At 58.7% G+C, this 23,608-nt stretch carries 29 protein-coding genes; 26 read left to right on the top strand and 3 right to left on the bottom strand.

Annotated features, from left to right (window positions below; all coding sequences use genetic code 11):
- Positions 1 to 367 precede the first annotated feature (367 nt).
- The 6 genes from ACUZ79_RS15175 (at position 368) to ACUZ79_RS15150 (ending at position 5,296) form a co-directional block, all read left to right on the top strand.
- Entirely contained in the window at positions 368 to 1,603 is a 1,236-nt protein-coding gene (locus ACUZ79_RS15175) for an ISL3 family transposase (RefSeq protein WP_096152604.1), read from the top strand.
- A 276-nt stretch (positions 1,604 to 1,879) separates the two neighbouring features.
- Positions 1,880 to 2,413, top strand: a complete 534-nt coding sequence (locus ACUZ79_RS15170; protein WP_449252091.1) for a hypothetical protein — start codon at positions 1,880 to 1,882, stop codon at positions 2,411 to 2,413.
- Positions 2,414 to 2,565: 152 nt separating this feature from the next.
- Positions 2,566 to 2,796 carry a helix-turn-helix transcriptional regulator gene (locus ACUZ79_RS15165; RefSeq protein ID WP_233483315.1) on the top strand — a complete coding sequence of 77 codons (231 nt, stop codon included), beginning with the start codon at positions 2,566 to 2,568 and terminating at the stop codon, positions 2,794 to 2,796.
- Between the two features lie 171 nt (positions 2,797 to 2,967).
- Positions 2,968 to 3,732 (top strand): AAA family ATPase, encoded by a 765-nt coding sequence (locus ACUZ79_RS15160; protein WP_449252090.1) that lies wholly within the window; start codon positions 2,968 to 2,970, stop codon positions 3,730 to 3,732.
- A 173-nt stretch (positions 3,733 to 3,905) separates the two neighbouring features.
- A complete protein-coding gene (locus tag ACUZ79_RS15155; protein ID WP_449252089.1) occupies positions 3,906 to 4,313 on the top strand; it encodes a plasmid mobilization protein in 408 nt (135 codons plus the stop codon).
- On the top strand, positions 4,310 to 5,296 hold the full coding sequence (locus ACUZ79_RS15150) for a relaxase/mobilization nuclease domain-containing protein (protein ID WP_449252088.1): 987 nt from the start codon (positions 4,310 to 4,312) through the stop codon (positions 5,294 to 5,296). Before ACUZ79_RS15155 ends, ACUZ79_RS15150 begins: the two co-directional genes overlap by 4 nt.
- 431 nt (positions 5,297 to 5,727) lie before the next feature.
- Here the strand turns inward: ACUZ79_RS15150 and ACUZ79_RS15145 are convergent, their stop codons facing one another.
- Both ACUZ79_RS15145 and ACUZ79_RS15140 read right to left on the bottom strand, forming a co-directional pair.
- Entirely contained in the window at positions 5,728 to 6,879 is a 1,152-nt protein-coding gene (locus tag ACUZ79_RS15145) for a type II toxin-antitoxin system HipA family toxin (protein WP_449252087.1), read from the bottom strand.
- The gene (locus ACUZ79_RS15140) at positions 6,869 to 7,180 is read right to left on the bottom strand and encodes a helix-turn-helix domain-containing protein (protein WP_227119438.1); all 312 of its coding nucleotides are present in this window, start codon (positions 7,178 to 7,180) and stop codon (positions 6,869 to 6,871) included. The genes ACUZ79_RS15145 and ACUZ79_RS15140 overlap by 11 nt, the downstream gene beginning before the upstream one ends.
- 82 nt (positions 7,181 to 7,262) lie before the next feature.
- On the opposite strand from ACUZ79_RS15140, the gene ACUZ79_RS15135 reads away from it, so the two are divergent.
- The gene (locus ACUZ79_RS15135; protein WP_449252184.1) at positions 7,263 to 7,496 is read left to right on the top strand and encodes a HigA family addiction module antitoxin; all 234 of its coding nucleotides are present in this window, start codon (positions 7,263 to 7,265) and stop codon (positions 7,494 to 7,496) included.
- Positions 7,497 to 7,609: 113 nt separating this feature from the next.
- Here the strand turns inward: ACUZ79_RS15135 and ACUZ79_RS15130 are convergent, their stop codons facing one another.
- On the bottom strand, positions 7,610 to 8,845 hold the full coding sequence (locus ACUZ79_RS15130) for an ISL3 family transposase (protein WP_096152604.1): 1,236 nt from the start codon (positions 8,843 to 8,845) through the stop codon (positions 7,610 to 7,612).
- 2 nt (positions 8,846 to 8,847) lie between these two features.
- Here ACUZ79_RS15130 and ACUZ79_RS15125 point away from each other — a divergent pair, with 2 nt between their 5' ends.
- From ACUZ79_RS15125 to ACUZ79_RS15035, 19 genes are all read left to right on the top strand, one after another.
- Positions 8,848 to 9,954 carry a DUF2586 domain-containing protein gene (locus tag ACUZ79_RS15125; RefSeq protein ID WP_449252086.1) on the top strand — a complete coding sequence of 369 codons (1,107 nt, stop codon included), beginning with the start codon at positions 8,848 to 8,850 and terminating at the stop codon, positions 9,952 to 9,954.
- 10 nt (positions 9,955 to 9,964) lie between these two features.
- Positions 9,965 to 10,429: a phage protein gene (locus tag ACUZ79_RS15120; protein ID WP_449252085.1), complete on the top strand. Its 465-nt coding sequence runs from the start codon at positions 9,965 to 9,967 to the stop codon at positions 10,427 to 10,429.
- Between the two features lie 9 nt (positions 10,430 to 10,438).
- Positions 10,439 to 10,999: a glycoside hydrolase family 108 protein gene (locus tag ACUZ79_RS15115; protein ID WP_449252084.1), complete on the top strand. Its 561-nt coding sequence runs from the start codon at positions 10,439 to 10,441 to the stop codon at positions 10,997 to 10,999.
- On the top strand, positions 10,999 to 11,340 hold the full coding sequence (locus tag ACUZ79_RS15110) for a hypothetical protein (RefSeq protein WP_449252083.1): 342 nt from the start codon (positions 10,999 to 11,001) through the stop codon (positions 11,338 to 11,340). Before ACUZ79_RS15115 ends, ACUZ79_RS15110 begins: the two co-directional genes overlap by 1 nt.
- Positions 11,255 to 11,545, top strand: coding sequence for an Rz1-like lysis system protein LysC (gene lysC, locus ACUZ79_RS15105; protein WP_449252082.1), 291 nt, complete (start codon positions 11,255 to 11,257; stop codon positions 11,543 to 11,545). Before ACUZ79_RS15110 ends, lysC begins: the two co-directional genes overlap by 86 nt.
- Positions 11,514 to 11,858: a hypothetical protein gene (locus ACUZ79_RS15100; protein WP_449252081.1), complete on the top strand. Its 345-nt coding sequence runs from the start codon at positions 11,514 to 11,516 to the stop codon at positions 11,856 to 11,858. Before lysC ends, ACUZ79_RS15100 begins: the two co-directional genes overlap by 32 nt.
- Before the next feature lie 10 nt (positions 11,859 to 11,868).
- On the top strand, positions 11,869 to 12,129 hold the full coding sequence (locus ACUZ79_RS15095; RefSeq protein ID WP_449252080.1) for a putative phage tail assembly chaperone: 261 nt from the start codon (positions 11,869 to 11,871) through the stop codon (positions 12,127 to 12,129).
- Between the two features lie 41 nt (positions 12,130 to 12,170).
- Positions 12,171 to 12,314 carry a DUF6890 family protein gene (locus ACUZ79_RS15090; protein ID WP_449248528.1) on the top strand — a complete coding sequence of 48 codons (144 nt, stop codon included), beginning with the start codon at positions 12,171 to 12,173 and terminating at the stop codon, positions 12,312 to 12,314.
- A gap of 248 nt (positions 12,315 to 12,562) precedes the next feature.
- Positions 12,563 to 14,452 (top strand): phage tail tape measure protein, encoded by a 1,890-nt coding sequence (locus tag ACUZ79_RS15085; RefSeq protein WP_449252079.1) that lies wholly within the window; start codon positions 12,563 to 12,565, stop codon positions 14,450 to 14,452.
- A 4-nt stretch (positions 14,453 to 14,456) separates the two neighbouring features.
- Entirely contained in the window at positions 14,457 to 14,843 is a 387-nt protein-coding gene (locus ACUZ79_RS15080; protein ID WP_449252078.1) for a DUF2590 family protein, read from the top strand.
- Positions 14,836 to 16,071: a baseplate J/gp47 family protein gene (locus ACUZ79_RS15075; RefSeq protein ID WP_449252077.1), complete on the top strand. Its 1,236-nt coding sequence runs from the start codon at positions 14,836 to 14,838 to the stop codon at positions 16,069 to 16,071. The genes ACUZ79_RS15080 and ACUZ79_RS15075 overlap by 8 nt, the downstream gene beginning before the upstream one ends.
- Positions 16,068 to 16,700, top strand: coding sequence for a phage tail protein (locus ACUZ79_RS15070; RefSeq protein WP_449252076.1), 633 nt, complete (start codon positions 16,068 to 16,070; stop codon positions 16,698 to 16,700). Before ACUZ79_RS15075 ends, ACUZ79_RS15070 begins: the two co-directional genes overlap by 4 nt.
- A gap of 70 nt (positions 16,701 to 16,770) precedes the next feature.
- On the top strand, positions 16,771 to 18,618 hold the full coding sequence (locus ACUZ79_RS15065; protein WP_449252075.1) for a phage tail protein: 1,848 nt from the start codon (positions 16,771 to 16,773) through the stop codon (positions 18,616 to 18,618).
- 307 nt (positions 18,619 to 18,925) lie between these two features.
- Positions 18,926 to 19,507, top strand: a complete 582-nt coding sequence (locus ACUZ79_RS15060; RefSeq protein ID WP_449252074.1) for a phage tail protein — start codon at positions 18,926 to 18,928, stop codon at positions 19,505 to 19,507.
- A gap of 9 nt (positions 19,508 to 19,516) precedes the next feature.
- Positions 19,517 to 20,323: a hypothetical protein gene (locus ACUZ79_RS15055; RefSeq protein WP_449252073.1), complete on the top strand. Its 807-nt coding sequence runs from the start codon at positions 19,517 to 19,519 to the stop codon at positions 20,321 to 20,323.
- Entirely contained in the window at positions 20,320 to 21,237 is a 918-nt protein-coding gene (locus ACUZ79_RS15050; protein WP_449252072.1) for a hypothetical protein, read from the top strand. The genes ACUZ79_RS15055 and ACUZ79_RS15050 overlap by 4 nt, the downstream gene beginning before the upstream one ends.
- 10 nt (positions 21,238 to 21,247) lie before the next feature.
- Positions 21,248 to 21,781: a baseplate complex protein gene (locus ACUZ79_RS15045; RefSeq protein WP_449252071.1), complete on the top strand. Its 534-nt coding sequence runs from the start codon at positions 21,248 to 21,250 to the stop codon at positions 21,779 to 21,781.
- A 3-nt stretch (positions 21,782 to 21,784) separates the two neighbouring features.
- Entirely contained in the window at positions 21,785 to 22,483 is a 699-nt protein-coding gene (locus ACUZ79_RS15040) for a hypothetical protein (RefSeq protein ID WP_449252070.1), read from the top strand.
- Positions 22,484 to 22,485: 2 nt separating this feature from the next.
- Positions 22,486 to 23,565, top strand: coding sequence for a bacteriophage T4 gp5 trimerisation domain-containing protein (locus tag ACUZ79_RS15035; protein WP_449252069.1), 1,080 nt, complete (start codon positions 22,486 to 22,488; stop codon positions 23,563 to 23,565).
- Positions 23,566 to 23,608: the final 43 nt, after the last annotated feature.

Below are 23,608 nucleotides of genomic sequence, written 5' to 3'. Positions count from 1 at the left end.
AATGGGCGTTGTCGCGGCATGCTTCAAGTGTTTTTAGTCTGCAGTCATCAAGCTGTATGCTTGCTCCATCAGAAACAAAAGCTAAATGTTCTGTCCCCCAGCATTTGCCATCCTCTAAGACATCAAAAATGATGTAGGATTCATTAAGCAGGAGTGTATTAAAAAAATTTATAAGTTCATGAAAAGATTGGTTCGCTAGGTCGTCAATAAAGTCATTATAAGAATAAATTGTACAGTGACCAAGATGCTTAGTTTTTGAAATCCTAACGGCTATATCAAACGAGCAGTCCTCATCGGTTGAATCCTCTGGCTCTTCCGGGTTTTCCGTGGGTAGCTGATCTGCTAATGTCCTTCCCGGAGGGCACCAATGAAGGATACGGACCTATATTTTCGGATTCTCGGGCTGACCGAGCCCTGGTTTGTTGAGGCTGTTGAACTGGACACGGCGGAAGGTCGGGTAGACATCCGCGTGGAGCATGGTCCTGGTGTTCGCTGGTTTTGCCCTACTTGTGGTCGAGAGCTGGCTTGCCGCGACCATGCCGAGCCTCGTGTCTGGCGCCATCTGGACACGTGCCAGTTCAAGACGTTCCTGCATGCTCGGATTCCCCGAGTGGACTGCCCCGAGCATGGCGTCCTTCAGGTCAACGTGCCTTGGGCCGAGTCCAAGGCACGTTTCACCATATTGATGGAGCGATTGATCATCGACGTGCTGACCGAGTGCGCCACCGTAACAGGAGCGCGGCGCATCCTGCGCATCACCTGGGACGAAGCATGGGGTGTCATGGAAAGGGCGGTGCGCCGGGGCCGGGAGCGCAAGCAATCGAATCCCTCGCGGTATCTTGGCGTTGACGAGAAGGCATTCCGCAAGGGGCACGACTATGTGACCGTGGTTTGTGATCTGATCGGCAGCACGGTGGAGTATGTGGCCGACGAGCGTAAGGCCGAAAGCCTTGAGGGGTACTACCTTCAGTTCACCAAGGCGCAGTTGGAGCGGATCAAGGCCGTGGCCATGGACATGTGGGAGCCCTATTTTAAAGCTACGCTCAAACATGTGCCGGACGCGGCGGGGAAAATCGTTCACGATCGGTTCCACGTCATGAAACACGTAGGCGAGGCTGTGGACCGGGTACGCAAGCAAGAGCACCGCGAACTCACAAGTCAGGATGACCATCGACTCAAGGGCACGAAATTCCTCTGGCTATACCGGGAGGAGAATCTGCCGGACAAACACCGGCCAGCCCTGGAGGCCTTGAAGACAGCGAACCTCAAGGTGGCCAAGGCCTGGGCCATGAAGGAAAGCCTGAACGACGTCTGGAAGTACCTGAGCACGGGATGGGCCAGACGTTTTGTGAAGCGATGGCTGGTCTGGGTGAACAGGTCAGATCTTGCCCCAATGCGCAAAGTGGGCGGACTGATTCAGAGACATCTTGAGAACATCCTGACCTTCTGCCGCCACAGGATCACCAACGGCGTGGCCGAGGGCCTCAACAGCAAGATCATGGCCATCAAGAGGAAGGCTTGCGGTTATAGGAACCGGGAGCATTTCAAGACAGCCATCTACTTCTTCTGTGGCGGTCTAAACCTCTACCCGGCCAGTTCCTGACAGGGGTTACCCACGGAAAACCCGGAAGAACCAAATACCATATCCCGTTTCCAGATAACGAGCTGATATATCATTCTGATCTCATGCTGAGGTGGCCTTTCGAATGTTATTTAAAAATATGCTTTGAGCTGTTTAAGAAGCGATTGTGCATGTACGTTGTGACTGAATCGTATCTCTCTGAGGATGGTGAGGTGGAAAATATAATAATGAGTTTCCCGACTTCAAGCCTTTCTTATGATTTTGCAACTAAGTCATTTAATGCCTTTGCATTCAAACGTGAGCAGGTTGAAAAAAATTGAAAAAAAGAAAAAGGAATATGTTTATGCGCCAGCTAGCGATTTAATTTCTCAAGAATTTCATTTATGCACAGTTAGGAATATTAATAGATTGGCGGCGCAACTTGCTTATGCAATATGCCTTACATCTCATGATAGGTATTATAAAAATTTTGAGCCAGACAACGTGCTTAATGCAATCTATGGCCCTAATTACGACCCCCTGATATATGAGGGGAAAGAGAAAAAGTCTGAATGGCAAGTCAAGGATGAAAATCTTTGGAGCAACAATCGGACTAGACCCAAAGATTCGCGCAAGGAAGAAAAAGATTTGGATCCAGTTCGTGCTTTTATCCAAAAGAAGCGAGAGCAAGGGGTTACTTCTAAAAAAGAAATCGCCAGAGCCATTGATATCTTTTTCCCAGACTTTTTATCAAATCAAGAACTAGGTGAATTGCTGCCCGCTAAGCGCAAAAAGACGATTAAATATGACAGTCAAAGAAAACACGGTTATCGATTGCGCAAGGTTACATAAATTTGTCCCACTCAATTTGTCCCAGATTATTTTTATTTTTGTCCAATAGTTTTCCTTGACTGTCCGACTAGTGGGACACGCCAAAATAGGCCCATGTTCTCCAACATGGGCCGTTTTTATTTCATAACGGCCCGTAAACCTCAGGAGCCGTTATGGCAAAAGTCGATTTTTTGTATCGGCAACGAAACTACCTGCCTGACGAGGGGTTTGTTCGTTTGTCGCAAATTCTCCAAGTCTTGCCCATTGGCAAAACAAGCTGGTGGGAAGGCGTCAAAAAAGGCCGCTATCCCACCCCTGTGAAGTTAGGGCCGCGCACCACCGTTTGGCGCGTTGAAGATATTCGGGCGCTGATCAGCAATGTGGAAGGAGGGGACGCCGCATGACCTCCCCATTTGTTCCTCTTGGTTCACAAAATAATCTTCCCCCATTGAAGGCGATCAGTATGGAGGAATTTCTTTTAAGCACCTTGCCCGAACGCGACTACCTGCTTCATCCGGTAATTCCTGAGCAGGGGATAGTCATGGGGCATAGGCAAAACCTTTACGGCGTTGCACATGTCCCTGTCTGTGGCTGGTGGGTTGTCCCTGTTCAACTGGCATGCTCCCAAGGCTCGGCGCGTTTTGTATGTGGATGGCGAAATGCCAGCTATCTCCATGCAAGAGCGCCTAGCAGCTTTGGCCACGGGCATGGCAGCACCGCCCCATGCGATGCAGAATTTTTCCATTATCACCCCCGACATTCAATCGCGGCCCATGCCGGACTTGGCAACAACCTATGGGCAGCAGGCTCTTGAACCATTTCTTGCTGGAGTCGATTTGCTGGTTTTAGACAACCTCGCCACCCTTTGCCGCACTGGCAAAGAAAACGAATCCCAATCATGGACGCCCATGCAGACCTGGCTATTGGATTTGCGGCGGCGGGGCATGGCAGTTTTGCTTGTGCATCACGCGGGCAAATCAGGCGATCAGCGCGGAACCTCGGCACGCGAAGACATTATGGACACGGTTATAAGCCTACGGAGGCCCACAACCTACAGTGTTGCCGAAGGTGCGCGGTTTGAAGTCCATTTGACCAAGGCGCGGGGAATTGTGGGCGAGGATGCAATGCCCTTTGAGGTGCATCTGCGCAGTGAAGGGAATCAGCTCATTTGGGATGTGAACGAGCTGGTCAATGTTCAGGCCGAACAATTGAAGCAGCTCTTGGCAGAAGGCTTCTCCATTCGGGATTGCGCCGACGAAATGGGGGTGAGCAAGTCTGTGGTTCATCGGCTCAAGAAGAAGCTGGAGGAGGGCGGCGATGCTGGTGCTGTTCGTTATTAATGCTGTGTCCCACCGTCCCACCCCTAAGGACAGGGACAGTGGGACAGCTTTGCAAAATATCGCCTCCCCCGCGTCAGATGGCTTGAAGCAAGCCATGTTTTCGCTTCGCTCAAACGGCTTGCTCTGCGAGGCGTCAAAGCACATTGCCGCTTCACGGCAAAAGGAGCGCGCCTATGCTTGCTGAGTCGCGCAAACACGCCCCCCGAAAAAGTGGACGCCCAAAGGGCGACCCCATAAAGGTGCGCCACATGACAATCGGGGTGCGTGTTAATCCGGCAGAGTGGGAGGCGCTTCAGCTTCGTGCGCGGCACATGGGCATGAGCCCTGCGCAGTGGTTGCGCACAGCAGCTTTGAGCAGGCGCATGCCGCTTCCCCCTGTGCCAGAGGTGAACCGCAAGGCCTACGGCGAGCTTGCGCGGCTGGGCGTAAATCTCAACCAGATCGCCAAGGCTGCCAATGCGGGGCGAACGGCTGTTCCCTTCGGGCTGCTACGGGAGCTGCTTAGCCAGATAATGTGCTTGCAAGCTTCGCTGATGGGGGTTGCTGGCAGCATGCCGCCAGTGGCAGGGGAAGTGCCTTGATTGCCAAGTGCATCAAGGGCAAAGGCTTTCGTGGAGCGGCAGCCTACGATTTGCAGCCCCATAAAAGCCTGTTGCTTGAAACCAATATGGCAGGCCGCACACCACGCGCCCTTGCTGCGGAATTTGGAGCTATTCGTGCCTTAAGGCCGAATCTGTCCAAGGCCGTTTGCCATGTGAGCCTCAGTTTGCACCCGGAAGAATCCCTGTCAGATGAACAGTGGTGTGAGGCCGCGCATTCGTGGCTTCAGGGCATGGGCTTTGTAAACAATCAATATGTCATTAGCCGACATACAGACGCGGCGCACGCACACATTCATATTCTGGTGAACAGGATTGCGCTGGATGGAAAAGTGGTGAGTGACGCGCACGACTACAGGCGACAAGAAAAAATCATGCGGGAGCTAGAGCAACGGTTTTCTCTTCGGCAGGTGCGCTCAAGTCGGGAAACGTTGCGGGCAGCCCTTACGAAAGGGGAGATTGAGCACGCCCTGCGTACTGGTGAGGCTTCCACCCGTATGAACCTACAAAAAATAATTGATGCGGCCCTTACGCAAAAAATTGCGTTGAATGCGTTTTGTCAGCAGTTGGCAGCCCAGGGCGTGACCGTGCGTTTAAATAAAGCCTCCACCGGATTTGTTTCGGGGATCAGCTTTGCGCTTAGTGACGTGACGTTTAAGGGCAGCAAGCTCGGCAAAGGCTACACATGGGGGGCATTGCAACTTAGAGGATTACTCCATGAGCAAGATAGACGAATTAAAGAGTATGAGCAGGGCATCGGAAGCGACAACGCCACCAGCCCCGCCGAGCGAGATAGATCAGACAAGGTTAGAGGCAAGCCTGATGGTTCTGAGCTTGCAGGAGGAAGCGCGAATCAAGAATTCACAGGAGCTGATTCAGCTTTTACGAGAATTGCAGAGAAGTACCTCTCAGGCCGCGCGGGAGATCGGAACCGCAGCTCACCAAGTAAGGGATTATCCCGTTGAGGTTTTGAATCAGCACCGGGCGCGTATGGAGCAATGCTTGGCAAAGTGCGAGGCGGCGGCAATCGCATCAAAGGAATATTTTGATAAATCGCGTGCAGTAATGGATGGTTACGGCAAGGAATTGCGGGGTGATACGTGGTGGTTGGCAAGTGTAACTTCTGGATGCACAGCGATTGCTTTCATGCTCCTGTTCTTGTTTCTCCGCTGGCTAGGTCATTGAGTATTGCCGTAGGGATTTAGGCTATCATCCCAGCCAGTTAATAAATACAGGCTGCTATGCGTAACCGCATGGCAGCCTTCTTTCGCGCTGTAAAAATCAGATACCAAGCCGGATATTTTTTCTGGCGTTTCCTTTATGAGCAGTTCTCAGGCTGCTTGCGGAATTTCCCATTTGTCGCTCAGGCGCCCTCCTTCCTGCACATTTGAGCACCTTACTTTTTCATATCGGCCAAAGCCGCGTCCACCTGCTGTATAATTTCGCGCACTGTCCGAGCGTCCACATCCACGGTTGCGGCGGCCGCAAAAAAATCCTTTTCGGTTATATCCTTGCCCTTGTTGTTGACCATGCAGGTCTGTTCCCCGTTAATGCCCTCTGACGGCGTAAGGTCATAAACCGGGGCCATGCGCCACTGGTTTTCCTTGTTCAGCAGAAAAGAAAAGTTTTTGGAATGGTCGTCCTTGTTGCCGGAGCGCACGTTGAACACCATGAGCCGAACCATTTTAAGTACTTCGCGCATGTCTTTGGTGAGCAGCAGCGTCAGGCGCAGCAGGCTTTCATAGGTGAGCGAGGGTTCGCGGTGCGATGCGTGCAGCAGGCCGCAGGCGGTGTGCACATGCACCTTTTGGCCATGCACCCTGTCAAAGCGTTGGACGCCGAAATATCCCGGCGAGGTTGCAGACGGAAACAGGTGCGTTTCCGGCATATCCAGTCCGGCTTCTCTGGCCGCCAGGGAATATGCGTATTCCGTCAGCCCGGTGTTTGGCGGTTCGTGCGCGGAGCGAAATTTGATGATCCAGGGGGTTCCTTGGGGTTCCCCCGCCCCCTGCGGCACAATGCGGTAATCATCGGCAACGTTCACCAGAATTTTGGGTCTGGCCCCTGCGGATGAGCCATTGAGCTGAATAAGTTTGTCCAGTTGCCCCGCATCCACAGGCGCATCGCGCAGAATCCGCAGCGATTCGTCTGCCAGAGCATCCAGTTCCGCCACAGAAACGGCTTCTTCTGCCTGTGCCGCCGCCGGGGTGTACTCTAGCGCGCCCATGCCGTGGGCACCCACCATGGCAAGGCGCTGCAAGGGCAGGCAGGCATGGAGCGATGAGCCTTTTTTTCGTAATGCCCTGTCCAGCAAAAGCAGCCCCCAGCCATCGGGCAGGCTGTCGTTGAACACGCCGAACAGCCCGTCAAAGGTGCGCTTGGGGTCTTCCTTGACCTCTGGGCTGAGCGGAAGCCTGAACGGCGAAATGTTGATGCCCGAATCAAGAAATTCTGGCGCGTACTGGAACAGAATGGCGTTGCTGTGCGCGGCCAGCTTACCCACATGGCGGCGTACGCCGTATGCATGCAGATGCACGTCAAGATTCATGGCGTTTTCTCCCTGCCCGCTTGCGGGGTGCTGGGGATTGCGGCTTGAAGAGGTTTTCTGTGCGCGGCGGGTTGAACAAGCCGGAAAAGGCTTCAAGATCGTTAAGAATCAGGGCGATAGCCAGCAGGGACGCGAGCGAGATTTCCCCTGTTGTTTCAAAGCGCTTCACAGAGCCAAGGGAAACGCCGCTACGGGCCGCCAAATCTTTCTGGCTCATATTGAGAGCAAGACGTTTGGCCTGCGCCTTGGCGGCGATGCCGAGCCGGATTTCCTGCGGAGTTTTTAGAATATCGTCTAACATAATAGCTCTTAACTTTATTTTTTGGTATAGTAGCTAAAATATGAGATGATAGCAATTGGTTGATGGGGGATAGCCCTCCACAATTGCGCTGGAGCTGCGGATTCCGGCCGCACGAGTGCATGAAATTATTAACGAGAAGCGGGGCATTTCTGTGGATACAGCCCTACGGCTTGCAAAGTTTTTTGAAACTGACCTCAATCTGTGGGTCAACTTGCAGGCGCAATACGAAGCAGATTCGAGGGATGCCCAGAAGCGCACGGATATGGAAAGGATAGTTCCTTACAGCGCGTTGCAAGCTCAAAAAGCATCTTTATAAATCAAAAAAATATCGCTCAAGCGGCACAGAGTTCTTTGCAGAAATTCTTGGAAGAGTGCTTAAACCTGAGCTTGTTTTTTTGGTTCTTCCGGGTTTTCCGTGGGTAACCCCTGTCAGGAACTGGCCGGGTAGAGGTTTAGACCGCCACAGAAGAAGTAGATGGCTGTCTTGAAATGCTCCCGGTTCCTATAACCGCAAGCCTTCCTCTTGATGGCCATGATCTTGCTGTTGAGGCCCTCGGCCACGCCGTTGGTGATCCTGTGGCGGCAGAAGGTCAGGATGTTCTCAAGATGTCTCTGAATCAGTCCGCCCACTTTGCGCATTGGGGCAAGATCTGACCTGTTCACCCAGACCAGCCATCGCTTCACAAAACGTCTGGCCCATCCCGTGCTCAGGTACTTCCAGACGTCGTTCAGGCTTTCCTTCATGGCCCAGGCCTTGGCCACCTTGAGGTTCGCTGTCTTCAAGGCCTCCAGGGCTGGCCGGTGTTTGTCCGGCAGATTCTCCTCCCGGTATAGCCAGAGGAATTTCGTGCCCTTGAGTCGATGGTCATCCTGACTTGTGAGTTCGCGGTGCTCTTGCTTGCGTACCCGGTCCACAGCCTCGCCTACGTGTTTCATGACGTGGAACCGATCGTGAACGATTTTCCCCGCCGCGTCCGGCACATGTTTGAGCGTAGCTTTAAAATAGGGCTCCCACATGTCCATGGCCACGGCCTTGATCCGCTCCAACTGCGCCTTGGTGAACTGAAGGTAGTACCCCTCAAGGCTTTCGGCCTTACGCTCGTCGGCCACATACTCCACCGTGCTGCCGATCAGATCACAAACCACGGTCACATAGTCGTGCCCCTTGCGGAATGCCTTCTCGTCAACGCCAAGATACCGCGAGGGATTCGATTGCTTGCGCTCCCGGCCCCGGCGCACCGCCCTTTCCATGACACCCCATGCTTCGTCCCAGGTGATGCGCAGGATGCGCCGCGCTCCTGTTACGGTGGCGCACTCGGTCAGCACGTCGATGATCAATCGCTCCATCAATATGGTGAAACGTGCCTTGGACTCGGCCCAAGGCACGTTGACCTGAAGGACGCCATGCTCGGGGCAGTCCACTCGGGGAATCCGAGCATGCAGGAACGTCTTGAACTGGCACGTGTCCAGATGGCGCCAGACACGAGGCTCGGCATGGTCGCGGCAAGCCAGCTCTCGACCACAAGTAGGGCAAAACCAGCGAACACCAGGACCATGCTCCACGCGGATGTCTACCCGACCTTCCGCCGTGTCCAGTTCAACAGCCTCAACAAACCAGGGCTCGGTCAGCCCGAGAATCCGAAAATATAGGTCCGTATCCTTCATTGGTGCCCTCCGGGAAGGACATTAGCAGATCAGCTACCCACGGAAAACCCGGAAGAGCCAATACCGGAAAGATCGTCACCATCGACCAGTCCACGGATCTGGACGCCGTGCTGGGGGCAACCGCCAGCGACCTCAAAACCCAGGTGACGGCAGCGCGCCTCAACGCCGGGCAAAACTGGTACGGCTGCGTCTTGCCCTACACTGTGGCCGAATCCACGCCTGACGCTCTGGACGCCGCCTTTGAAAGCGCCGTCAACACGGCAATGGAACACGTCAAGGTCGAGGCCATCATCCGCACCGACCCCGTCACCAGGGCAACCAGCGTGGAAGCCATGCAGGCCCTGGCCGAAGGCATCATGGCCAAGTACATGCGCCCCCTCTGGATCATGGCCCGCGCTCCCCAGTTCAACAGCGCAATCCAGACCTTTGCCGATTATCAGGCCTTGGCATCTGCCCTTCAGGCGGGCATTGCCGCCGACCAGGTCATGCTGACCGTGAGCCTTTGGGGGCACGAGATGGGCACCCTTGCCGGACGGCTGGCCAGTGAGGCCGTCACCGTGGCCGACAGCCCCATGCGCGTGGCCACTGGCGCACTGGTGGGCGTGTGGAGTAACCGCCCCACAGACAAAACCGGGCGCGTCATTGACCTCTCCGTGCTCAAGGCGCTGGACGCCGCGCGCTTCTCCGTGCCGCAGTGGTACCCTGACTATGAGGGCATGTACTGGGGCGATGGCAATGTGCTGGACGTCAACGGCGGCGATTTTCAGGTCATTGAAAACCTGCGCGTGATTCAAAAATGCATGCGCCGCGTGTACCCCCTGGCCGTGGCCCGCATCGGCGACCGCAGGCTCAACCAGACACCGGCCAGCATCGCCCAGGCGCAGACAGCCTTCATGGCTCCGCTGCGCGCCATGAGCCGCAGCCGCACCATTTTGGGCATCGTCTTTCCCGGCGAGATTGAACCGCCCAAGGAAGGCGACATCACCCTCACTTGGGTCAGCAAGTACAGCGTGGAAGTCTTCATTGCTGCGCGCCCCTACAACTGCCCAAAAAAGATCACCTGCAACCTTTTGCTTGACCTGACAAACTACGCAACCGCGACAGCGTAGGAGGCTCTACATGCAACGCATCAGCGGCAAAAATTTTGATGTTTCCATTGGCGACCTCACCATGAACGTGGGCAAGGCGACCCTGACCATCGAGGACAAAACCGATGTGGCCAAGGACAACGGCGTTCCCAACGGCCACGTGGACGGAGAAGTCTCCGGCTCTGGCGATATGGAACTGGACGCCCAGGCCATTGGCATCCTGGGCGAAGCCGCCAAGGCGGCTGGCTCGTGGCGTGGGCTCCCATCCTTCGACATCCTGTTCTACGCCAAAACAGGGCAGGATGAAGAAATGAAGGTCGAGGCCTTCGGCTGCAAATTTGTGCTCGACAGCCTGCTCGACCTGGACAAGGCGGGCGGCCAGAAACACATCAGCAAGGTCAAATACTTTGTCACCAGCCCGGACTTTATTCGCATCAACGGCGTGCCCTACCTGCGGCCTGAAGAAACCGAAGGTCTTATCAGCAACGACAAGTAAGGAACCAACATGGATCGCAAGGAAGTTCTGCGCCGCGCCTTTATTTTTAGCGAGCTTGAAGAAGGCCGCGACAAATACACCAATGACCCGCGCGATGCGGGCGGCCCCACCAAGTGGGGCATGGCCCTCAATTATAACCGCGACATCATGCCCGACAAGGACGGCAACGGCATCATTGACGAAAATGATGTGCGCCTTCTTGAAGAGACTGACGCCCTGGTCATGTACGAAAAACGCTACTGGCGGCCCAACATCAAGCCGGAATACCCGGACGCCCTGGCCTTCATGCTGGTGGACATGATGCTCAACCCCGGCCCTGGGGCAAGCCCCAAACTTCTGCAACAGGCGCTCAAGGCCTGCGGCCAGAAGGTGGACGTGGACGGCGATATCGGCGGGCAAACCCTTGCCGCGGTCGCGGCGGTCGATCTTGTGTCCCTGCTCCGCGCGCTCGCGGATCAGCGCCTTGCCTACTACCAGTCGCGGCCCAAATTCCCGGTGTACGGCAAGGGCTGGACTTCCAGAACCCGGCGCTGCCTTGAGGCCGCGCTGCAAATGGCGCGGGGGCAGTAATGGGCAAAACCATCGCTACCATCGTTTTTGCCGTGCTGCTCACGGCCGTGGTTGTCTGGCTGGTCTGGCAGGGGCGTGAACAGGCCACGCAAATGGGCAAGCTGGAAGAAACCGCCAAGGCCAATGCCGCCGCCGTGCAGGAACAAAAAGAATGGGCGGGCAATGTGGACAAAGCACTGGGAGACTGGCGCATCCAGCGCGACGCCCAGGACAAAAAAACTGCCGACCTGCGCAAGCAACTGGAGGCCGCGCGCCATGATGACAAAACGTTTTCTGCCTGGGCTGATAGCCCTTTGCCTGACACTGCTGTTCGCCTGCTCCAATCCGGCGCCGCGCGTTGAGGTTGTGCGGCAAGCGCCCCCGGGCGCGTTGCTTGCCCAAACGCCGGAACCTATGCCGCCTGCCCAGGGCGCAACCAACGGCGAGCTGCTGGACTACGCCATTGAACTACAAGACGCCGTTCACAGCGCTAACGACGACAAAACAGCCCTGCGCGGGCTTTACGAGGATGCACATGCAGGATCCCGAATCTCTCAACTACCTTGAACGCTTCCTGCAATTCATCCTCCTGCCGGCCAGCCTGTACGGCGCGGGCGGGGCGCTCATGCACTCCACCCGCAAGGGCCGCACCCTTGGCCAGGCAATGAGCGAAGTTGTGGGCGGCGTGGTCACGGCCAACATGGTCTGCCCGCTGATCCAGGCGGAAACCCCGGCCCAATGGCACTACACTCTTTTTTTTCTGGTTGGTTGGGGTGGGCTGGAGCTTGTGGGCAGGCTGTATGAGGCGGGCGTCTGCGCTCTGGAAAGGTACATTCAACGCAAGGTCAACCCCGGCGACAATGCCGGCACACCACAATAAGGAGCTACTCATGGAAAAGAAGATTTCCCTCACGGTCAACGACCAGCCGCTGAACTTCACCGTCACCCTGGCGGACTACAACAAGTACATCAACGAAATTACGCCGTTCAACAAGATTGCCCCAGGGCGAAACTTCCTTATGCGCACGGTCGATGCAGACAGCAAGGATGCCCTGCGCGAGGTGGTCGACCTGCCCGGCGTTGGCGTCCAGATCGCCGCGTCTATCCTTGAGGAATATACCCCCGATGTGAATATCACGGTGGGAAAATAGAAGCCCATGCTGCCTCGCTGGAAGACGATGCCATAGGGCAGATGGTTGCCCTTTCGCTCCACTGGTTCCCCGGGCGGGAACTCAGCGAGGAAAGCATGGGCGAGGCCCTGTGGCTGGAAAAAGATTCCTGGGAAAAGATGAGCGTGGCCGTGGCAAATGGCATTGCCAAAGCCTTCAGGGGCTAGAAGCGGCTCTTTTCGCCCCAGGCTGTGTTGGGCCGCGCCGCGCGCTCGGTGCTTCAGCCGTTGCTGCGCAGCAGCTTACGGATGAAGACAGCAATGGGTTATACGGTAGGCAATCAGCGCAATTGCTGTCGCTATGCGTAGCTTCCTTCGTCGCAACGCCTACCGCCATGTATTGCTCGATACACTCCCTCGCCTTGCGGCTTGCCCGCCTTGCCCGGGACGAAAACTGCTCGCTTCTAGAGGTCATAATGTCAGCACTGCAAAAACTGCTTTTCGCCATCGGCGTGTCGGATGAAGCCAGCGGTAAAATGCTGGGCATCCAACGCGCCGTGGATAAGACGTGCAGTACGGCAAAAAACAGCTTTGGCGGTTTGACCTCTGCTCTGAGCGGAGCCTTAAGCGCAGGCGCGCTTTCCGGCATGATCGGCCCTGCCAGGGCCTTCAACAAGTCCGTCAACGAGGTAGCCAGTCTTGGCACGGATACCACCGCCCTCGATGCCCTGCAAAAGGCATCAAAGCAGTTTGTCATCAGCTACGGCGGAGACGCGGCGGAAATCGTCAGCTCCGCTTACGACATCAAAAGCGCCATTGCCGGGCTGCAAGGCACGGAGCTGGCCTCGTTCACCGTGGCCTCCGCCACACTGGCCAGGGCCACCAAGGCCGATGCGGGCACCATCACCGCATACATGGGCACCATGTACGGCATCTTCAAGCAGCAGGCGGACAAAATGGGCAAGGCCCAGTGGGTGGAGCAGATGGCCGGGCGCACAGCCCTGGCCGTGCAGATGTTCAAAACCACAGGCATGGAAATGAGTTCGGCCTTCACTGCCCTTGGGGCTAATGCCCAGGCTGCCGGCATATCCGCACAGGAGCAAATTGCCGTGCTCGGCATGCTGCAATCGACCATGGGCGGCTCTGAAGCCGGCACCAAGTACAAGGCCTTTCTTGCTGGCGTGGGCAACGCCCAAAAGGAGCTTGGTCTCAAGTTTACCGACAAGAGCGGCAACATGCTGGGTATGGACAGGATTCTGGAAAAGATTCGGGGCAAGTTTGGCGACACCTTGAGCGTCAAGGAATCCGACATGCTTAAAAAGGCTTTCGGCTCGGACGAGGCCGTCAGCCTCATAAAGCTGCTGCTCACGCAAACCGGGGATCTGAAGCAGAATATTGCCGACCTTGGCCAGGTCAACAACATGGACAAGGCCCAGGAAATGGCCCGGACAATGTCTGGCGTCTGGGGCCGCCTGTCAGGCTCCTGGCAAGCTGTGCGCATCAGCTTTGGGCAGCGCCTCCTGCCCACCATCAACATAGTGGTGGGCAAGCTGGCGGACTTTGTGGCCTACATCCACAAGTGCATTGAAATCGCGCCCGGGCTAACAACAAAAATTGGCCTGCTGGCGGTTGGACTCACCGTTGTGGGCGCAGTGCTTGGCCTTGTGGGGGCTGCCTTTGCCTTTGGCAAGGTTGTACTCATGGGCTTTCTTGTGGCTGGCGGCCCGCTCATTGGCCTGCTCGGCAAGCTGAAAATGCTCTTTGTCTTCGTCAAAACGGCGGTGTGGGTTTTCGCCTTTGCCGGAACCTACCTGGCCATGGTCTTTAAAATGATGGCCGTCGGCGCTCTCAAGTTCGGGGCTGCCCTGCTGGCCAACCCCATCACCTGGGTAGTCCTGGGCATCATGGCTCTGGTGGGCGCGGTCGTGGCCCTGGTCTACTACTGGTCTGACCTGGTCGCGTGGTTTTCCAACACCAGTTGGGGGCAAGGCCTTATCACCATGTTTCAGAATCTGCGCCAGTGGTGGAATGACCTCACCGCCTCCTTTACCGATGGCACATGGATACAAACCCTCATGGGCCTGCTGGATACCCTCATGGCCCCTCTGCGTTCCCTAGGCGACGGCATCGGATGGATCGGCGAGAAGCTGGGCATCATCAGCGGCGAAGGCCCAAAGATTGAAGCCTCTGGCGTGGGCGCTCTTGCCGCTCCCCGCCAGTCGCAGATCCTGCCTGGCGGCGTGGCTGGACAGATCAGCAATGCCACCAACAACAGCGGCAAAACCGTGACTATCGGCTCCATCACCATTCAGCCGCAAACCATGCCCTCGCTCGATGATTTTGACGGCCTGGGCTACCTGGGGTGAGGCAATGAAAGGCACTCTTGGCTTTCCCCTACAACTGACCGACCCCGGCAATTACTGGGATCTGCGCATTGTGGATAACGACATTGCGCTTGACGTGGGCCGCCAGCCCCTCAAGCTGGCCGACCGCGCAAGCATTGCCCAGGACATTGCCCACATGATCCGCGAGCGCGGCTACCTCACGGCCATGATTGCCGAGCGTGACGTGCGCAAACGCAAGTACCAGATGGTGCTCATCACCCTCGCCGTGGACGACGACAAGCGCATCGTGCCCGGCACGGCCAGAATCACGGAATCCGTAGCCGGGGAACTCTGGCTCACGGCCAAAACTGTGGACTACGGCGAGCTGACCCTGCAACTCACCTATGCCCAGGCGGAGCAAGCAAATGGCTGATACAAACACCACAGACGCCTTGTTCACGCAAATGGCCGCAGAGGCGGGCATGCCCACAACCGAAGCCGAGATGCAGCAGGCCTGGGCCCAGTGTAATGTGGAGGCCGGTTCGCCCTTCTCCAACAGTTCGGAATTTTCGCCCTTCTGGCGGCTTATGTCGGCCATTGCCACCAAGCCCAGCCAGTGGTTGCTCACCCTGCTGGTCAAGCATGTCCTGCCCAACGTCTTTTTAAAGTACGCCTCGGGCGCATGGCTGGACGTATTCGCCTGGGGCGTGGACGTTACCCGCAAGGGGGCTGTAGCCGCCCTGGGCAGTCTTACCTTCAGCCGCAACCCCGGCACCGCTGGCGCTGTGGCCATACCTGCCGGCACGGTGGTGGAAAGCCCGACCATCAACGGCACCACCTACCGCCTCACCACACTTGCCGCCGCCGTCATACCCGATGGGCAGGAGAGCGCCCTGGTGCCCGTGCGGGCTGAAGCCACGGGCGCAGCCTACAACCTCGGCCCGGGCTATTACTCCCTTCTGCCCAAGCCCGTTCCCGGCATCGCTTCCGTCGCCAATGCGGACGGCTGGCTCACCACCGAAGGCGCGGACGAAGAATCGGACGAAGCCTTGCGCCTGCGCAGCCGCAACCAGTTTGCGGCCGTTGGCCAGTACCACCACGATGCCGCCTACCGGGCCATGATCGCCGCCTTTGCGGGCATACGCGTGGACTACATATTTTTTGAGAAAGACGCCCCGCGCGGCCCGGGCACGGCCAATGCCCACATCATGACCGAATCCGGCGTTCCGCCGCAGGAGCTGGTGGAGGCCATCAATACCTTTGTCCAGACCAGTGGCAACCATGGCCACGGCGACGACTTGCGCTGTATGGCCATAACCACCACGCCCGTGGATCTGCGCGTCACCGTGTACCCGCCTGTGGGCATGGATGCGGCCAGGGCTGAAGCTCTGCGCCTTGGCGTGGAAAACCGGGTGCGCTGCGCCTTCAGGGAGAATACCGACTTCACCCTTACAAGGGTGCTTCCGCTCACGCGCTTTTCCTTCTCCACCCTCTCGCAGGAGCTGCACGCCCAGTTGCCGGATCTGCGCAGCGTGGAGTTTACCCGCCCGGCTGCGGCAGGCGAAGCCGTTGAAAACGAATTTGTGTGGGTGGACATTGTGCCCGCCCGGGCGCTGCCTGTGCTGGCAAGCCTTGAGGTTGTGCTGGGGGCCGGGCAATGAGCGACGACAACAAGCTGGATCTGCCGGAAGTAAGTTTCTGGATGAACGGGGCCAACGCACAGGCCCTGTGCAAGGCGGCGCAGCTCTGGTTTCAGCGCCTGGGCGATGCGGCCATCTGGCCAGCGCGCCAGTTCAACCCCATGACGTGCAGCCTGCCCGTGCTGGATCTGCTGGCCTGGCAGCGCGGCGTGGCCCGTTACAGCAACGAGCCGGAACGCCTCTACCGCCTGCGCGTCACCCATGCCTACGCCAACGCGCGCGACTCTGGCCAGACGGCAGGCTGGGGCCGCATTTTTGAGCGCCTGGAGCTTGGGGGACTCTCCCTGGCCGAGCGCGTACCCGGGCAAGATTGGGATCGCGTGGGCATCATTGCCGATGATTCGCAGTTTCCCGACCAGCAGAACGTGCTGGAAATCATCATTGACGACTACGGCCGCACCTGCCGCCGCTATTACTTCGACAGCCGCATTCCCATTCCGGCCCTGGCCCATGTGGGCCGCTTTTCCTGGCATCAGGAAACCGTAGAAGCCGCCATGAGCACCCGCGCCATTACCGATGCCGGCGCGCGTCTGGCCGTGTTTGACCACCATGCCGCCACACTGGAGGCCCACGCATGCGGCAGCCGTTAGGCGAGTTTTCGAGCCTTACGGATGGCGACAGCAGTTCGTTACCGAGGCTTCAACCCACAGAGGTTTTACGATGAGTACAATACTGACCGCCGCGGGCGAGAGCCTTATTGCCCGCCTTCAGGCCGAGGGCAAGGCCCTCATTATCGACACCATGATTCTGGCCAATGTGCCCGGGCAGGATCACACCCAGGCCATCGCGCCCGGCGTTACCGTGCCGGCAGAGGCGCAAATCGCCCTGCGCTACGCCATCCCCCCGCAGTACCGCGCCTACGTCAACCCCAACCAGGTTGTCTACAGCGCCATGCTGGGCAGCGACATGGGCGATTTTACCTTCAACTGGCAGGCCCTCTGGTGCAGCGAGCACAACACCCTGGTGGCTGTGGCCACCTTCCCCGCGCTGGAAAAACGCCGCTACGACGAGGCCAACGGCAAGACGGGCAATAACCTGACCCGTAACTTTCTGCTGACCTTCACGGGCGCGCGCGAACTCACGGGCCTGACCATCAGCGCCGACGTGTGGCAGCTTGATTTTACCGTGCGTCTCAACGGCATTGACGAGCGCCAGCGCCTCGCCAATTTCGACATCTACGGCCAGGCCTTTTTCGATGCCGATGGCTGGCTGCTGCAAAAAACGGCAGAGGCCTACGCCTTTGCGCCGGGCCTTGGCTATGTGGGCGGCATCCGCGCGGCCCTTGCCGAGAGCCTGCCCCTGGCAGCGCCGGAAAGCGCCAACCTGCCGCAGAACGTCTGGCTTGACGTCTGCCTCAAGCACACCGGCAGCGACCGCGTGGCCGAGGCCTCGCCCATGCTCACGCCGCCCGCAGCGCCCCTGGCGGACAGCGCCGCTGACGAAACTGGCCTCATGCACTACCGCGCCCTGGTTGCCCGCATCGAGGCGGACGGCACGGTAACGGATCTGCGACCGCGCAAAACATCCGGAGCGCTGCCCATACCGGACGTAGCCACGCCGGAAGTTGCGGGCACCATGCGGCCCGATGGCATCACCTGCCACATGGACGCGGAGCTGCTGAAGGTCAGCGGACGCTACGCCATTTGCGCCACAGCGGCGGCCACGGCGGCCAAAACCGCAAGCCTTGACCACTTTGCGCTTATCCCGGGCGTGGTTCTTCAGGTGGCATTTGCCACGGTAAACACCGCAGCAAACCCCACATTGAACATCAATGACACAGGGGCCAAACCGCTCACGTACTGCGGCGTAGCCGTTGAGGTGGGCGCGCTGGCGCAGGGGCAGGTCTACACCCTGATTTTTTCCGGCAACGCCTGGCAGATCATCGGCGGCATGGCTCCCTACCCCATCGGGCAATATACCTGGTTTGAAGACGAACTTGTCCGCCCAGGCTTCAAGCCTTGCAATGCCAACGTCATTTCGGCATTCGCCGCCACATACCCGCAGATGGCCGCCTATCTGTCCACAACGCACGGCGCAAAGCGGCTCTTTGCCTCGCTTGCAGAGTACGAGGCGGCCCATAACGCCGCGTGGGCAACGCTTGCCGATGGCTCCCAGGTCAGGTGGAACAACATCGGCGGCGCTGCAAAATTCTGGTGGAACAAGGCCGCGGACACGCTCCTTATGCCTGACCTCACGGGCATGCTCCGCGAAATGGCGGGATATGACGCTCTCGGCGTGGGAGGCGTGCATATAGACACAATGCGGCGGCTACGAGGATATTCTGACCGAAAATATGGAACGCTTGTTGGATTGCAAGACCCCGGAAAACTCAAATGGTCGGAATACGCCGGTTACCAAGATTCACAAAGCATTGCCGGACAGATTGCCGCCCTTAATGTCGAGCGCGAGTGGTTTGACTCCGGCAATGTTGCGCCGACTGGTAACAAAACCGCGCCCCGCGCTTGGGGCGCACTGGCCTGCGCTTACCTCGGCATTCCTGCGGTATAGTTATGTAGGCTGCCCCAGATAGCAGCACGCAAGAGCGCCCCAACCCCTCGGTTTGTTGGCTGCGCCGGTGGACACAATGCGAGACGCATCAAACACAAAACCACGTTGACCACTGACAGACTGATTGTATGAGTTTGCACCGGGAGTTGTTGGGCCAAAGGCAATCGCCCCCACGGCCCCACCATCAGGGTAATACGGGTACATGCCCCAGGTGGCACCACTCAATAACGAGCCCGTGATGTTGCGAATCATATCAATATGCACACCTCCCACGCCGGGAGCTGGTTAAAAAATTAAGGAGTAACCAATGGCAATTGCCCATAGATATACGCGCCCTGACCAGTATTATATCAGCTCAGATGAAGACTACGGCTACCCGCCGTACAACTCCACGCCCGATGCTCTGCCCCCAAGGCCATGGAAAAACCAGTGGCCGCAGTACGTGGACAACAAAGGCTGGGTGCTGGTTGAGGATCACCGGCAGCGCGCGGAACCGCACTTTGCAGCAGAGGACGTGCAACCCGGCACCGAGTATTGGCTGCCGGGCGATACGCACCTTACCCCGGCGCGCCGCATGCACGCACCTGGCCCCTTGCCTAAAGACGCCCTGACCAAACGCCCGGAGCAACCGCTGGCAGAAATCAAAGCCGCAAAGGTTGCAACTATCATTGCCGGGCATGAGGCAGCCCTGGCCGGTGCCGTGGCACTGTCTGACCCCACACCGTCAACAGTTGCGGTAGAGGCAGGGCTTCTGGCCGCTTCTGACCCGGAGGGGCTGGAGTACGTGCGCAATGCCCTGGCCGCCCGCCGCGGTGAACTGCTGGCAGCAGTGGAAGCCGCCGAAACGGCTGAATCCGTGCAGGCCATTGTCGTCAGCTACGCTGTGTAGGAGGCCCGCATGTTCTCCACCTCACTGCCTACCGAGATCAGGGGCGGCATCTGCACTGGCCCGACATCCCCCAAGGAAGACGGCGCCACCGCCCGCGGCCCGGGGCGTGTGACCATCATCAGCGACCGCGTGTTCGACTTCCGCGACTACCCCGCCGCAAAACAGGACGAAGTTATCAGCGGCGTGGATGGGGCAATAGTGCGTTTGCAGCGCTGCGTTATCCTCGGCGGCATCAAAGCCGTACTTGCGGGCAATGGCGATCACCCCGGCAACGACATGCGCTTCGGGCACTGGGAAATGGAGGATTGCGTCATTGTGGGCGCGGGGCGTCGCTGCCCTGAAGCGCAAGATTTTGTGGAGCTGACCATGCGCCGCTGCTGGATCCACAACTGGGGCCGCGCCTTCGACGTGCGGGCATTCGGCGGATGGGCCCACAGGGGCGGGCGCATAGCTGCGGAGCGCTGCCTGTTTACCCAGAGCGGCGGCATATGGGGCCTTGGGCTGCGCACCACTCTGGCAGATATTTTCGCCCACGTCGGGCAGGCGTGGAATGACGATGGCCTGGGCGGCCTGCTGCGCTGGCAAACCTATTTACCCGGCGTATGCCGTGGGCTCATGTGCAACACAGGCGGTCTAGCCCTCGCCACAAAATGCTACCGAAACAAGGCGTGGATCCGCGTTGAAAACTGCAACGAGTTTATCACCCGGGCCGAAGCTCTGGAGATTGTTTCCGGCATTGACGCGCTTATGTCTGAGGAAGGCCGTAAACGGCTGGGCAGTCTGGTGGATATATTCAACGCCCTGGGGGATGCATGACCGTCTCCTTTTCCCCTTTACGACTTCGCCAGCCCACCAGCATTGCCGACATGGCCGAGCGGGTGGGCGGAGCGCTCACGGCCGTGGGCCAAACCATCAGCGATGGGCTGGCGGATCTGGGCAACCTGTCCCTGCCACCGCTGCCGGATATGCCCGAGCTTCCTTCAGCCGACGAGCTGCGCAAGGGCTTGGCCACGGCGCTTGAAGGCACAGCGCGCTTTCTTGAAGTATCGCCCTACCAGTACGGCATTGGCAGCCGCATGGGCGAGGCCGCGTGGCTCACGCCAGCGCAGGCGCTGCGCCTCACCGCGCAAAGTCTTGGCGGCCTGACCGTGGACGATGTGACGAATATGGACACAGCCCTGGTGCTGGTGCTTACCGCCGCCGTGGATCAGTCCAGCCTGGCCGGGGCGCTTGGCAGCCTCAACAAGGCTTTTCCCCTGCCCGAGCTGCAAAAGCTGCAACGCCGAGCCAAAGGCGTGGCAGATCTGGAGCAGACAAAATTTGTTGTGCCGGCAGCGCCAGCCTACCCGCCGTGGAGCACAGTGGCCCCGCGCCAGTTGCCGCAGGCGCGCAGATCCAGTCGGGCCATGACGACAATGGTTGCCCAGGCTGAAGGCATGGAAGCCGCGGCAAAGCCGCCCGCCGATGTCATGGCAAATTTTGCCAGACGGCAACAGGCCAGGGTGCAAAAAGCACAGCAGGATCTGGCGGCGGTCGGCAATGACCTTGCCGCCCTGGTGGATCTTTCCGCATGGTTCGGCGTGTATGTGGACGGGGCAGCCGCAGTTGCGGCCAAGGCCCTCGCCAGCCTTGCCCCGCCCCTGGACGAGCGCTTCAAGTGCTGCACCGTGCTTTCGTGGTACGGCACCAGGGCCGAGGTGGCCTACTACAAAGAACTTTTCGGACTCTAGGATTACCGCCATGCCAGACTTCTTGCTCCTCGATGATTACACCGTTCCCGGCTTCGGCCTGACCGTCTCGCTCACCCTGCCCATCAAGGACGAGGACGCCAGCGGCGATTCTTCCAGCACGTCAAAGGCGGAAAAGGGCAAGAAGGGCAAAAAGCTGGAGGTCAAGACCAAGATCCGCTTCAAGGACGAGGACAAACTCACTGAATTTATGTCCCTGGCCGAGGCCATGAGCAAGGGCGACGGCAAGCTGTTCACAATCACAAACCGCGTGGCCAATGCAGGCGGCATGCGCCAGGGGCGCTTTTCCGGTGACGTGAAGGTAGATCCGCAGGAGGGCCTCGCCATGTGGGAGCTGTCCTTCAGCTTGTCCGAACACAAGTCCGTGTCTGAAATGGCTGAAGACCGTGAGGGCACCCCCGCAGTTGCCGCCCAACAGAACAACGGCGACAAGGTGGACGGTGCAGCCGCTCCGGACGGATCCACCGGGGAGAACTTGGACATGCTGCAACGCGGGCTCAAGAAGCTGGAAGACTGGTGGGGATAGGCCATGCGGTTACGCAAAAAGCTCATGGTCGCAGGGCAGGAATACGGCCTGGTCGACGATAACGTGGCCCTCTACTACAACCGCCCCGGGCGCGCCGTGTTTCAGGTGCGCGCTACGGACGAGCAGGCGGAAGCGCTCACGGGCATGGTGCAGTTCGCCCTTGGCTGGGCGCATTCAGACGGCATGACCCTGTTTTTCACGGGCGACGTTGAACGCGCCGTGCGGGTGGACGGCCAGCAGCGCCGCCTCTTCTGCCGCGAAATTTCGGCCCGGCTGGATAGCAACATCCCGCTGGCCATTCGCCACGCCACCCTCAAGGACGTGCTAGGCGCGTATGCCGCCGCTACCGGGCTTGAGTTCATCCTGCCGGATAAACCATATGCCTCGGTCAAAGCGCCGGCCTTTTACGGGCACGGCAGCGGTTTTCACGGACTGGCCTGCGCGGGCGACATTTTCGGCATTGCCGACTACCACTGGCAGGCCCAGGGCGATGGAAAAATATTTGTGGGATCCTGGGCAGATTCCCGCTGGCCAGACAGGCCCGGCACAATCTCGGAAGAATTTTTCACCGCTGCCGGCAGCGCGGCCCGCAAAATTGCGGCCGTGCCCACCATGCGCCCCGGTGCCGTGCTCAACGGGCAGAGGGTGCGCATGGTGCGATTTTCTGGCCACAACATGACCGTGGGCTTTGAGGACGTGTAACCATGCGCGAAATGATAAAAAAAATCGTCATGGAGCTGCTGCCGGAACTGGCGGGCGGTCTGCATCTGGATCGCTACGCCCGGGTTCTGGCCGCGGGGGATTCCCCCACAGAGGGAGCCACCAGCGAACGCTTTCGCCCCCGGTATGCCGTGGATCTGGAAATTCTCGGGCCGGATATGGAGCCTGACAAAAACTTTCCCCGCTACAGCGCCGTGCCGCTGCCCGTGAGTGTGGGCGGCGGGCAGGAAAGCGGCACGTTCTGCTTTCCCGAAGAGGGCGCGCTGTGCGTGGTGGGCTTCGCCTATGGTCGGCAGGATCACCCCATCATCCGGCAGATTTTCCCCCTGGGCGTGAGCCTGCCCGCGCTGGAACGCGGCGAGGTGCTCATGCAGCAAAGCCCCACCAGCTTTCAGCGGGTGGACGCCCAGGGCAACTGGAAGCGCGAAACCACCGCCGACATCAACGAAAGCTCGCTTGCCCGCACCGTGAAGGCGGAGAATTACTCCGCAGACCTTGGCAGCGAAAACCGCAGTGTGGCCGCCCACAGTACCGAAAGCGTGGGGAGCTGCAAAACTATCGAGGCCGGCACGGTGCTGACCATGCTGGCAGGCCTGCGGGCAGACCTGGGCAGCCTTGGCGCGCTCAACCTCACGGCAGGGGGCGACTCCACCCACTCCACCGCAGGCGCTGCGCAGGAGACGGTGGGCAAGGATCACACAAGCAAGGTCGCAGGCAACCGCCAGATCGACATTGCGGGCAACCGAGGCCTGATTGTCCAGGGAGCCGACACCGTGACCGTGGAAGGCGAGGAAACCATCAAGGCCAAGGGCAAGGTCACTATCGAAAGCGCGCAAGAGATCCTGCTGCGCGCGCCCGTGGTCAAAATTCAGGGCATCCTCACCACCGAGGGCTACGAGGGCGGCCCGGGCAGCTCTACCCTTTATGGCGACTTTACCGTGCGCAACGGCGGCGTAGCCGTGCCCGACAAGGACGTTAGCGCAGGGGCCGTTTCCCTGCGTGGCCATACCCATACGGGCGTCATGCCCGGAAGTTCCACCACCGGCACCCCGGTGGGTGGATAATCATCAACCCATGAGAGCCACGAGCCCCAACACCACGCCCACG

This window comes from Desulfovibrio faecalis (assembly GCF_053570625.1).
The sequence above is the reverse complement of the archived record's forward strand: the minus strand, read 5'-3'. Positions and strand labels throughout refer to the sequence as shown.

Coding starts and splice junctions, on each gene's coding strand:
- ACUZ79_RS15175 (WP_096152604.1), top strand. CDS start 368: ATGAAGGATACGGACCTATATTTTCGGATTCTCGGGCTGACCGAGCCC.
- ACUZ79_RS15165 (WP_233483315.1), top strand. CDS start 2,566: ATGGCAAAAGTCGATTTTTTGTATCGGCAACGAAACTACCTGCCTGAC.
- ACUZ79_RS15160 (WP_449252090.1), top strand. CDS start 2,968: ATGTCCCTGTCTGTGGCTGGTGGGTTGTCCCTGTTCAACTGGCATGCT.
- ACUZ79_RS15155 (WP_449252089.1), top strand. CDS start 3,906: ATGCTTGCTGAGTCGCGCAAACACGCCCCCCGAAAAAGTGGACGCCCA.
- ACUZ79_RS15145 (WP_449252087.1), bottom strand. CDS start 6,879: ATGAATCTTGACGTGCATCTGCATGCATACGGCGTACGCCGCCATGTG.
- ACUZ79_RS15140 (WP_227119438.1), bottom strand. CDS start 7,180: ATGTTAGACGATATTCTAAAAACTCCGCAGGAAATCCGGCTCGGCATC.
- ACUZ79_RS15130 (WP_096152604.1), bottom strand. CDS start 8,845: ATGAAGGATACGGACCTATATTTTCGGATTCTCGGGCTGACCGAGCCC.
- ACUZ79_RS15120 (WP_449252085.1), top strand. CDS start 9,965: ATGCAACGCATCAGCGGCAAAAATTTTGATGTTTCCATTGGCGACCTC.
- ACUZ79_RS15115 (WP_449252084.1), top strand. CDS start 10,439: ATGGATCGCAAGGAAGTTCTGCGCCGCGCCTTTATTTTTAGCGAGCTT.
- ACUZ79_RS15110 (WP_449252083.1), top strand. CDS start 10,999: ATGGGCAAAACCATCGCTACCATCGTTTTTGCCGTGCTGCTCACGGCC.
- lysC (WP_449252082.1), top strand. CDS start 11,255: ATGATGACAAAACGTTTTCTGCCTGGGCTGATAGCCCTTTGCCTGACA.
- ACUZ79_RS15100 (WP_449252081.1), top strand. CDS start 11,514: ATGCAGGATCCCGAATCTCTCAACTACCTTGAACGCTTCCTGCAATTC.
- ACUZ79_RS15095 (WP_449252080.1), top strand. CDS start 11,869: ATGGAAAAGAAGATTTCCCTCACGGTCAACGACCAGCCGCTGAACTTC.
- ACUZ79_RS15090 (WP_449248528.1), top strand. CDS start 12,171: ATGGTTGCCCTTTCGCTCCACTGGTTCCCCGGGCGGGAACTCAGCGAG.
- ACUZ79_RS15085 (WP_449252079.1), top strand. CDS start 12,563: ATGTCAGCACTGCAAAAACTGCTTTTCGCCATCGGCGTGTCGGATGAA.
- ACUZ79_RS15080 (WP_449252078.1), top strand. CDS start 14,457: ATGAAAGGCACTCTTGGCTTTCCCCTACAACTGACCGACCCCGGCAAT.
- ACUZ79_RS15075 (WP_449252077.1), top strand. CDS start 14,836: ATGGCTGATACAAACACCACAGACGCCTTGTTCACGCAAATGGCCGCA.
- ACUZ79_RS15070 (WP_449252076.1), top strand. CDS start 16,068: ATGAGCGACGACAACAAGCTGGATCTGCCGGAAGTAAGTTTCTGGATG.
- ACUZ79_RS15065 (WP_449252075.1), top strand. CDS start 16,771: ATGAGTACAATACTGACCGCCGCGGGCGAGAGCCTTATTGCCCGCCTT.
- ACUZ79_RS15060 (WP_449252074.1), top strand. CDS start 18,926: ATGGCAATTGCCCATAGATATACGCGCCCTGACCAGTATTATATCAGC.
- ACUZ79_RS15055 (WP_449252073.1), top strand. CDS start 19,517: ATGTTCTCCACCTCACTGCCTACCGAGATCAGGGGCGGCATCTGCACT.
- ACUZ79_RS15050 (WP_449252072.1), top strand. CDS start 20,320: ATGACCGTCTCCTTTTCCCCTTTACGACTTCGCCAGCCCACCAGCATT.
- ACUZ79_RS15045 (WP_449252071.1), top strand. CDS start 21,248: ATGCCAGACTTCTTGCTCCTCGATGATTACACCGTTCCCGGCTTCGGC.
- ACUZ79_RS15040 (WP_449252070.1), top strand. CDS start 21,785: ATGCGGTTACGCAAAAAGCTCATGGTCGCAGGGCAGGAATACGGCCTG.
- ACUZ79_RS15035 (WP_449252069.1), top strand. CDS start 22,486: ATGCGCGAAATGATAAAAAAAATCGTCATGGAGCTGCTGCCGGAACTG.